9 protein-coding genes and 3 pseudogenes are annotated in these 10,076 nt (G+C 61.0%); all 12 read right to left on the bottom strand.

All coding sequences use genetic code 11. The features are described from left to right. The 12 genes and pseudogenes from AADZ78_RS28615 to AADZ78_RS28570 all read right to left on the bottom strand — a co-directional run bounded on the left by AADZ78_RS28615 (position 1) and on the right by AADZ78_RS28570 (position 9,644). Positions 1 to 231, bottom strand: coding sequence for an MbtH family protein (locus AADZ78_RS28615; protein WP_085249902.1), 231 nt, complete (start codon positions 229 to 231; stop codon positions 1 to 3). A 289-nt stretch (positions 232 to 520) separates the two neighbouring features. Continuing rightward, positions 521 to 610 (bottom strand): annotated as a pseudogene (locus tag AADZ78_RS29380) (hypothetical protein); the annotation flags it as partial. Positions 611 to 641: 31 nt separating this feature from the next. Beyond that, complete coding sequence (locus tag AADZ78_RS28610) at positions 642 to 1,796, bottom strand: virulence factor Mce family protein (protein ID WP_085249903.1); 1,155 nt, start codon at positions 1,794 to 1,796, stop codon at positions 642 to 644. Next, a pseudogene (locus AADZ78_RS28605) lies at positions 1,793 to 2,074 on the bottom strand (mammalian cell entry protein); the annotation flags it as partial. The pseudogene AADZ78_RS28605 and the gene AADZ78_RS28610, both read right to left, overlap by 4 nt. A gap of 44 nt (positions 2,075 to 2,118) precedes the next feature. After that, a pseudogene (locus tag AADZ78_RS29375) lies at positions 2,119 to 2,217 on the bottom strand (hypothetical protein); the annotation flags it as partial. Next, entirely contained in the window at positions 2,214 to 3,254 is a 1,041-nt protein-coding gene (locus AADZ78_RS28600) for a virulence factor Mce family protein (protein WP_085249904.1), read from the bottom strand. The gene AADZ78_RS28600 and the pseudogene AADZ78_RS29375, both read right to left, overlap by 4 nt. Positions 3,255 to 3,952: 698 nt before the next feature. After that, positions 3,953 to 4,735, bottom strand: a complete 783-nt coding sequence (locus tag AADZ78_RS28595) for a DUF4239 domain-containing protein (RefSeq protein ID WP_085249915.1) — start codon at positions 4,733 to 4,735, stop codon at positions 3,953 to 3,955. A 431-nt stretch (positions 4,736 to 5,166) separates the two neighbouring features. Then, positions 5,167 to 5,334, bottom strand: a complete 168-nt coding sequence (locus AADZ78_RS28590) for a hypothetical protein (RefSeq protein WP_169726265.1) — start codon at positions 5,332 to 5,334, stop codon at positions 5,167 to 5,169. Between the two features lie 91 nt (positions 5,335 to 5,425). Next, positions 5,426 to 7,651 (bottom strand): MMPL family transporter, encoded by a 2,226-nt coding sequence (locus AADZ78_RS28585; RefSeq protein WP_085249906.1) that lies wholly within the window; start codon positions 7,649 to 7,651, stop codon positions 5,426 to 5,428. A 144-nt stretch (positions 7,652 to 7,795) separates the two neighbouring features. Beyond that, entirely contained in the window at positions 7,796 to 8,002 is a 207-nt protein-coding gene (locus AADZ78_RS28580) for a ferredoxin (protein WP_085249907.1), read from the bottom strand. A gap of 14 nt (positions 8,003 to 8,016) precedes the next feature. Continuing rightward, a complete protein-coding gene (locus AADZ78_RS28575; protein ID WP_341343661.1) occupies positions 8,017 to 9,282 on the bottom strand; it encodes a cytochrome P450 in 1,266 nt (421 codons plus the stop codon). 5 nt (positions 9,283 to 9,287) lie between these two features. Continuing rightward, a complete protein-coding gene (locus AADZ78_RS28570) occupies positions 9,288 to 9,644 on the bottom strand; it encodes a hypothetical protein (protein ID WP_085249909.1) in 357 nt (118 codons plus the stop codon). Positions 9,645 to 10,076 lie beyond the last annotated feature (432 nt).

Genomic DNA, 10,076 nt, shown 5'->3' with positions numbered 1-10,076 from the left:
TCATGCATCGAAGGCTTGTCCCTGCGCCAGCCTGTCGCGAAGGCTCTTCGGTCGTATGTCGGTCCAATTCTGTTCGACATAGTCCAGACACGCAGCGCGGGAAGCCTCACCGTAAACGACCCGCCAGCCCGCTGGAATCTCGGCGAAGGATGGCCACAGGCTGTGCTGCTCCTCGTCATTAACCAAGACGAAGAATGTGCCGTTGTCATCATCAAATGGGTTGGTACTCACCGATTCTCCTGGCGCTCAACAAATGTAGGTGATGCTAGCAAGAGGGAGATCCCAGCGTCCCCGCGACGTCCTGGATTTCGGGATTGGCTTACCGGGTTTCGTTCTATGCTTATATGCATTTGCTGAATTGGGGCCTTATTGATGCGGATGTAAGGGCATTTTCATTCAATGGTCGTGTTGCTGGTGGTTGTGTAGTTGGTTTGTTGAATGGTGAGTGTTTGGGGTTGTTTGTTGTCGATGTTTCGTTTTCGACCCGGGTTGCGCGGGTTGGGGTGTACGCCTGTTTGGGATGCTCACATACCCCTAGCCGCACTAGCCAGGCGCCACCGATTTCAGCGATGGAAGCAAGGACGGACAGCAGAATTGAGCAGAGCGCCATCGCCAGTGACCTACGGGCCTGGTGAAGGGAGTCAGCATTGCCTATCCGCCCTTTCCACCAGCGGTCCGCCGGGAGCGTCGTTCGGGTTCGGCGTGTAGCGGACGTCGGGGATCATCGTCTCGGGATCGCGGCCGAACGACTGTTCAAGCGCGCGCAGCGCTCCGGAAAATCCGGTGCCGGTGAGCAGTGCGTTGTCCATGGCACTGTAGGTCACGTCGAGCGTCGCCGACACATTCGCGTAGTCGCCGCGGAATAGCTTCGGAATGGCCTCCATGTCGAACGGGATGGTGAGCATGAGCTTCAGCGCTCCGAGCAGGTACGGCGATGCGCGGCCGAGCTCGCGCAACGGGCATTGCAGAGACTGCAGGTCGGTATGGAGGCCGCTGCGTGCCTCCGACAGGTATTGACCGGCTTGCTGGCTGAGCCCTCCCACCGCGTCAACGGCGTTGATGAGCAGGTTTTGGGTGTCGGCGAAATGCTTGATCAGCGGCGGAAAGTCGGTCAACACCCGATCCAGGACGTCCGCGCGTTGGCCCACGTAAACCAGCAGCCGGTTGGTGGAGTCGATGGCGTGGGTGATGTCGTCGCGTTGCTCGTTGAGCTGTCGGGTGAAGGTGTCCAGCTTTGCCAGGAAGGCCCGGATCTGGTCGGCCCGCCCGTGGAAGATGTTGTAGACCTCGTTTTGCAGCACCTCCAGGTTGGGGATGCCGCCACCGCGGATGATCAGCGACAGGCTGGCCAGTGTCTGCTCGGTATTGGGAAACGCAGACGAATCCTTCAGCGGTATCGTGTCACCGTTCTTGAGCAGTTCCCCCTTATCTGGTGAGTGCAGCTCCACGTGCTGCGAACCCAGCAGGCTGGTCTGTCCGATCTTGGCGAGGGTACCCTTCCTTAGCTTGACGCCCTTGTCGATGCCGAGTGTCAGTGTTGCCACCCAGTTCCTCAGCTCGATCTTGCGTATCGAGCCCACCGTCACGTCGGCAACCATCACCTTGCTGTTGACGTTGATTCCCAGGGTGTCGGGCACCTGTGCGTAGAGGATGTAGGACCCCTTAGCGCTGCCGGGGCCGCCCGGGATAGACACGTTGGAGATGCCGCGCCAGCCACACGAACTCAGCACCATCGCGACCACCAGCAACACCAGTGCCTGCCAGCCGCGCCACCGTACTACATTGAGCGCGTTCACTGGCCCGCTCCCGCCTCTGCGGGCAGCGGCGCGCCGACGGGGGCGCGGGCGCCGGCCCTGGAGCGGGCGAGGGAGCGGGCGGGGTCCAGAACCACGCCCGGGACCGGCGGTGGCGGTATCGGCACTTGCGCCGGCAAGCCGATGGGTGGCAGCACCGGATACTCGTCGTAAGCGTTCGGCGGTCCAGGCGGAGTCTGCAGGGTCGATTGAACGGGTTCGATGTCGGGACCCCCCATCAATTCAGCCAACGATTCAGGCGTCATGAGACCGGCGGTGACGTTCACCTTGTCGCCCGCCGGCTCGATGCTGCCGATCTTGCCCACATACTGGTAAAGCTTTGGCCCGCACCGATGACCAGCAGCGTCACCATGATGCCCATGAGCCCGATTCGCAGCGGATTCGGCGGTTCCAGCGTTCTCATTGCGGCGTGCACCTACCCGTCGGCTGCGTGAAAAGCCGGACCGTGCGGACCGGGCCACCAGGCTGCAGCCCGTTGATCCTGAGGCTGATGTCGCAGGCGTAGAAGTTCACGAAGTCTCCATACGAGCCGATGGCGCGCCCGATCATGTTCAATGCGGTCGGCAGCTTGTGGAGGTAATCGTTGAGCTCCTGCCGGTGATCGATCAGCGGCTGCTGAACGGCGTCCAGATAATTGATGGTCTTGTGCAGCAGAGAGCGGTTTTCGCCCAGCAGATCGGCCACCGTTCCGGCGGCATTGCTGACGCGCGCGGTCCCGCCAGCAAGCGAGTCGTCGTGGTTGCGCAGCCCGGTGACCAGAATCTCGAGGTTGTTGACCGTCTGATCGAAATCCCTGCGGTGCCGAACCGTGGTGTCCAGGACGATGTTGAGGTTCTTGACCACCTCGCCGATCGCCTGATCACGCTCGGCGATCTGCGAGGTCAGCTGCGCGGTTTGATCGAGAATGTCGTTGATGGTGCCGCCCTCACCCTGAAACACAGTGATCAACGCCGAGGTGATGGTGTTGATCTTGTCCGGGTCCAGCGCCCGAAACAGCGGCTTAAAACCACCAATCAGCGCATCAAGGTCCAGCGCCGGCGACGTACGCGACAGCGGGATGAATCCTCCGGGCGGCAAGATCTTGTCAGAGCCGTCGCCGGTGCCGCGCTTGAGCTCCAGGTAGCGATTGCCGATCAGATCCAGGTAACGGATCTGCGCGGTCGTCGACTGATACAGCGGCGCCGAGCGGTCGACGTCGAAATCCACCCGCACCCGTTTGCCGCCGTCGACCAGCTTGACGTTTTTGACCTTGCCGATCTCCACCCCTGAGGCGCGGACGAACTGCCCGTTGCGCAGCCCGCTGACGTTGCTGAACTCGGCAGAATAGCCATTGGTGGGGTCGAAACGGAGCTGACCGAACACGATGATGATCATCACGCTAAAGAGCAGCAGCACCAGCAAGAAGATGCTGAGTTTGACGACTGTGCCGGTGATTTTCATGGGTTGATCGTGTTATCCCCTCCGTGACGGCCTCTGTTCGGGAGATTCTCGAAGTGCGGGTGCGCCCGGGATAGGTAAACAAGCTCAAGCGGGCTAAGTTTCGAAGAGATCGGCAGAGGATATATTGCTTGCCGATACGAACTTTGGCAATGTCGCCAACGACAACGCCGACCGTTGTCAAGTGTGGCGGACTACAGTGATAACGAATTGTTAGGGCTTGTGGATTGGATGTTGTCGGACGACCTCCGAATCGGCGGTCCCGCCGACATGTCAGCGGGGTCAGGTGGGGCCGTCGGGGCGTCGTTGCTGATGGCAGTTAGTCCGGTGTAGGCATTGACACCGGCCGCACCAAACACACCCGCCCACCTCGGGCCCGATATCAGCGCCCAACACCCCGACTGGGTAAAAGAAAGCCATTGTCGCCATCCAACACTCGATCCCGATCGCGGTATGGCACACGCTCACCGACGACGTTGACTACGCCGATCTCGGCGGTGACGACTTCGCACGACTGGATCCTGAACGCGCCATGCACCGCATCGTCTCGTCAAGCCAACCGCTCGGATTCACCGTCCTCCCTCTTCGACCTGATCCAAGCCGCCTGAGCACCCACACGGCCGGGTACACGACAAACACGAAATCACAACGAGAGCCGCAACTCATCCGGTTATTTTCAGACCAGGACCCTGTGTGGTGGACTACGTCCCCCGGTCAACCGCATCAAACTCAGCGAGTGATCGCTCAAACGACTCGGGCGTGATCGCCCGGTGAGTCCCAAAAGAATGGTCGAGCAAGAAGATGATGCACAGCATCTGGCTGAGTAGGACAGCGATCGTGCCGGACACAACCGTGTGACCGAGGGTGCTGCCCATGCGCAGGAAACCCGTGAGCGCTACCAGTGTGATCCCACCGAATATCAGTACCGTCCACAGCAGTGGGGGTATCCGGGGCTTGGCATCGGTAATACGTATGCTGCGGTCCGTCGCCAACCCACTTAGCTGGTTTAGAAATGCCTGATTGATCGGCTCCGGCGCGGCGCTAGGCGGCTGACTACCAATGACGCGGTACATCCCTGTGATCGCAGCTCGCGCGCTGTCGCTGGTACCGCCGCTACTTTGGAGATCCCATTCGGGAGCCACCACCGCCCTCGCGTACTGTCGCAACAACTGCCTCACTTGTGTCTGTTCCGGTTCTGGCATGGCGACGGTCTGCCGGTACATCGTCGCCACCGTGGCCGCCTCGTTGGCAACCACAGCGTGGGCGGCGTAGAACTGCTGCCAGCCGACGGCCACGGTAAACCCAAGGAGAGAGCCATAGACAAGCCCGACGACTGTGAGGAACGGGGACATCATCGCGTTGTGTTCTTTGCTGATTTCCGGCGTGACGCGATTCGCCACCAATATCGTGCCGGCCGCGATTGAAATCGCGACGACCGCTGCAACAACCAGAAATAGCCATGTGGGCAATCCGGATGCGTCCATCGCGTCATACTGCCATAGCGGAACCAGGGTCGTGAGCCGGGCGCACCGTACGCCGCTGGCGGTGCTGGTGGGGTCGGCGACGACGACGGCGCCACCACCAGCGCCGGCAGAACCAGCGGCCACGGCAGCCAACGCGGGGCCGGCGGCACCGGCGGGGCGGATGGCGGCGCCGCCGACGCTTGTTCGATGCCATGTCGTTGCTCATTCTTCCTGCCCGAAGACCGGGCAACGAAGTCGCATAACGACTGGACCATTACGACGGGCTCACCTCCCACCGACCCGGTCGTACTCCAAGCCGAACTGACAAAGGGTGCGAACGGAATAAAATTCAGTTCGGCTTCACGAAACAATCGGATATATGACTTCCGCACCCCCGACAACGAACGCCGCCGGGTACGGTGGACTGCACCCGCAATCACGGCAGGCGCCACTCAGAACCAAGCAACTACGCCCCAGCTAACTCGGTAGAGCCGGTTAACTCCCGTGACCATCTGCGCTGCCACCGTCGCCTGGTCCATCTCGACAAGCTGCAGGCCAAAGGCCGTGACGTCAACCGTTGCCTGCTCGATACTGAGCGTGTCGGTCAGGGCTGCGTCCATGCGAGTCCAACCTTGGAGCGGATCGCGCGGCCTCCCCACCGAGGATGGCAGCAGGGCCCCGGCCTTAACCCTCGGCAGTTCGAGGCTGGCCTCACTGGACGTCTCCTCCTTCGGCGATGCCGATCCGTGCGTGCAACCTGGCCAGCGGTTTAGGGGCCCACCAGTTGGCGCGACCCATTACTCGCATGAACGCTGGCAACAGCACCATGCGTACCAGTGTGGCGTCCATCACGACAGCCAGGGTAAGACCGAGACCGTACATTCTCAGGGACGACATCTGCGCCGGTATTTGGGTGGCGAACGGGATTGCCATCAGCAGCGCGGCGGCGGTCACAACCCGGCCGGAGCGGGCCAGGCCAAGCGCGACAGCCTCATCGTTATCCTCCGGGGTTTGGCTGCTGGCCAGCCAGTACTCGCGGATCCGCGATACCAAGAACACCTCGTAGTCCATTGACAGCCCAAACGCCATGCAGAACAACAGCACCGGAGTGGTGACCACCAGGGTGCCGTTGGGCGTGGTACCCAATGCAGCGAGGTGGCCGTCCTGGAAGATCCACACCAGCGCGCCGAAAGCAGCGGTCACTGATAACACATTCAGCACCAAAGCTTTCAGTGGCAGCACCACACTGCCGGTTAGCAAGAACAGCAGCACGTACATAATTGCCCCGATGAGGCACAGGACAAGCGGTATGCGCGATGTGATGGCCTGCACGCTGTCGCGATTAATCTCCGCCGTGCCAGTGAATTGCACAATACGGCCACCAGGACCTGGCACGGCGTGCATGCGATCCAACTGCTCTTGTGATGCCGCGGAGAATAGCGGTGCCGCGCTGCTTGCACTAAGGATCGCACTACCGTCGTTGATCTTGGCGAACGCCGGAGGTGGCGCGACCAGCGACCCGCTAATGAAGATCCCGCCAGGTGCTATCACCGACAAAACGTCTGGCACCTGCGAGAGCTGCGCGGCATAGCGGTTCAAGTCGTTAGGTGTCACCCCTCTTGTATCGGGGATCACCATGGTCACCTTTCGATACACGTTGTAGTCAAAATCGGAGCGCATCATGTCGCCTACCTGGCGCGCCGAGGTCGACTGCGGCAGCACCCGCTCGTCCGGGAAGCCCCATTTCGCCCCAAGGAAAGGCGCGCCCAACACCAGTAGCAATGCGGTGACCGCAACGGCGAACGGAATTGGCCGTCGCATTATGGCTTTCGTCGAGCGGTACAAGATGCTCTCTTCAACCGGACGCGGCACCGGCCCGGGCCGTCCACGCAGCCGGCCGACCAGCTGCCGCAGGTCCATTGAGTTCAGCCGATCACCGAGTACAACGATCGCAGCGGGGGTGATCACCACCGCCGCGACGGCCCCCAACAAGACCACGGCGACGCCGGCGTATGCAAACGACTTCAGAAAGTACATCGGAAACACCACCAGCGTGGCCAGCGACAGCCCGACGGTCGTTGCCGAAAAGAGCACGGTCCGCCCAGCCGAGGCCATCGTGCGAATTAGTGCATGGTCGCGGTCCACGCCCTCGGCGCGTTCGTCGCGGTATCGGCTGATGATCAGCAGGGTGTAATCAATGGCCAGCGCCAAACTCAGGGCCATCGCGATGTTGAGCGCGAAGATCGATACATCGGCTGCGAAGGTAATCGCTCGCAACGCCGCCAACGTGCCAACTGTCGTGAAGCCGCTGATAGCCAACGGTATAGCCGAAGCAACCAGGCCACCGAATACCCACACCAGCGCAACGAAACTCAAGGGAATCGCGATGGATTCCGTGATCAGCAGGTCTTTGTGCAGTTGTTTATCGCTCTGTGCGGCGATAATGGCCTCGCCACCCGCCCTCACAATGACACCGCCGCGGTCGCGCACCAGCCGATCCGCCAGCGCTTGGGCCCTCTTCGGAGCCCCCGATTCGCCGCCGGTAACACCGGCGACGATCAACCCTGTCTTACCGTCCCTGCTGGTCAGATCCTGCGTTAGCGGCGGCGAATCGGTCCAGGCCGAGTCCACCCGGGTAACATCCGGCGATGCCTTCAGCTGCGTGACGATATCGGCGGCGACGGTCCGGGCGGAGTCGGATTGGACCCCCGTGTCGCAGGTTACCGCGACAATCATCTCCATGTCGCCGTAGTTGAACTTTTCCGCCAGCAGCCGCTGAGCCTGCGAAGAGGGCGATGACGGATCTTGGTAGCCACCTGCCAACAGGGCATCGATCGACTGGAAGCCGAAAACTCCGGCGCCGAACATAATAAGCAATGCCGCACCGATTACCCTGCGGGGCGCGGCAATGGCGAGTCGAGCAATTCCTTGCAACACCTCGCGCTCTCCTTACTCAATTACTTAAGCGATTCATTTGCCGGATCGTTCCGCTCGGTCAGTCCTGCTTAGCACTTAGCCGCCCGGCGGGGGATCCTCAAGTGGCCAACACGTACCGACCCGGGGAACCGCGAAAATCGCCCATCATTTTCGGACCAACACGGTTTGCATCAACCGCAAAGCGGCGGTCGGGCATTCCGCGACTACGTCACGGACCAGTTCATCGTCGCCGTTAGCCACGCCGATGACGTGGGCCACCCCGTCGTGGCCGATGTCGAACAGTCCGGGGATTGCGTGCACGCAGGCCCGGGTCCCCATGCACCGGTTGGTATCGACCTCGATACGCCACATTAGTGTTGCCTCCTTCAGGATGCGGCCGTGGCCACCATCATCTTGGTGATGCGTCGGGCGTTGATGTGCCCGGGATCGTATTCGATTTCGCCGACAAGTTCGGCGGTCCCGCCGAAGCGCCGCTCAAATTCCTCGATCATGAGTTTGGCCTGCGCTTGTGCCAGGTTGAGCCCGAGACACATGTGTGGGCCGGCGCCGAAAATGATGTTTCCCGAATGATTCCGGGTGATGTCGAACCGCTGCGGCTCCGGCCATTTCGCCGGATCCAGCCACGCAGCCGCGGCCAACATCATTACGAAAGATCCTTTCTCCAACACCTGCCCCCCGAGTTCGATGTCCTCCAATGGGAACCGGGGAATGGACCCCAACTTGGGATGCGCGGACCAACGCAACACCTCCAAGATGGCCGCCCCCATCAACTCGGGCTGCTCGCGCAGCAACCTTCGCTGATCGGGGTGCAGCAGCAGAGCGCGGATCGCCAGAGTGTGCAAGTCCACCGCCGTATCGGCGCCAGCAACCACAAGTGCCCAAATCACCGACAGGATCTCCATGTCGGAGAGGCGTTCATCGTCGATCACGGTGGAGACCAGGGTGCCGATAAAATCGTCACCGGGATCGTCAGAACGACGGCGATCGGCGATGGTATCGAGGAGATACTGCAGACCCGGCAAACTGCCTCTGACGTAGGTATCGCGCTCGGCCGCATACATCGGGTCGATTGCACGCACGAGGTTTCGCCCGAGCCCATCTTCGAACAGTTCGTCAGCCTCGTGCGGCACCCCGATCATCTGCGCAATCGAACGAATCGGCACTTTGGCGGCTATTTCGGTTGCGACGTTGAACAGCCGCGGGTCCTCGATCTCGTTGAAGACCCCGACCACGGTGCAGCGGATGTTGTCCTCGATCTTGTCCATGACTCGTCGCGAGAACGCGGGCGCGGTCAACCGCCGAAGTCGCATGTGCTCGGCCTGCCCAACACTGAGCATTGACTTCGCAAGGCACCTGTCGAACAGGGTCCACTGATCTTCGGGAGGTGACGGTGGTGCGTGCTTCCAATCCGCATATCGTGTACTGAACTGGGCACTGCGCATCACGCGGGCCTCCAGGTCATGCCCTGATATCAACCAAGCGTTGAGACCCTTGTGGAAGGCGACCGGATACTCCTCACGCATCCGGTTGATGACCGGGAACGGATGCCTGATGAATTCAGGGTCAAATGGGTTGTAGACCGAGAAGTCGATCTCCAGCCGCCCGGTTGAGGGGGGGGGGGGTGTAGTCATTTGCCTCACCTCAGTCCTCGCGATTGACACAGCCGCTCCGCACAATTGAGATTCGCAGGAAGTTGCTTCGGTCCGATCTCATCGTCTAACCGACGAGCCGTTGGCCATACCTGTTTGCCGTGATGGACGGCCATTTCTGGGCTGTTGTCCGCAAAGTCATTGATGATGGCGTGCGCGACTTCAAGCTTGCCGATTCGGCAAAGACTTGCTTCTGTTGCCAGACCGGTGGTCGAACGCAAGCCGGTCACATCACCTTCGTGCTTGTGGCCGGCTGCGGCGTTGGCGACAATGCCCCGCTTCGAGAGTCGTTTGCGTGCAGTCGCCACCGACATCGCATCACTACGCAACATGATGGCGTTCATGTTGTCGCGGGGCCCACCAATGCGTATGCGGCGGCAACAACCCCTGCTGCTGCGCGCACTGCGTTTGGTCGCACCTTTGCAGGCGACGTAACACGTAGCCAAGATTCATACATCGGATTCTAACCATCCGCATTACGGATCGTCAAGAACTTTCATCGCAGTTGCATGCCATGTTGGCCAAGGAGGTGGCGCTGGTGTTGGTTGCATGGTCGAATTTGCTCGACTAGAGCGAATCTCTACGGGGTCGAACCGTGAAGGTTTAGCTGAAGGACATGGATGTGCTTGTTGTCCTCGATGCGACGAGGCCGAGACTGGCAGTCCGCTGATGGGCAATGGTGCTGATGGGGCCAATAGCTCAGCGTCGCAGCCCTTCGCCGGTGAGCCATGCGGGCGGGGCGTCAGATCCGCGGCCACTTCCGGAGCGGCGTGGTG

Origin of the sequence: Mycobacterium riyadhense (assembly GCF_963853645.1) — a bacterium.
Classification (GTDB): Bacteria; Actinomycetota; Actinomycetes; order Mycobacteriales; family Mycobacteriaceae; genus Mycobacterium; species Mycobacterium riyadhense.
The sequence above is the reverse complement of the archived record's forward strand: the minus strand, read 5'-3'. Positions and strand labels throughout refer to the sequence as shown.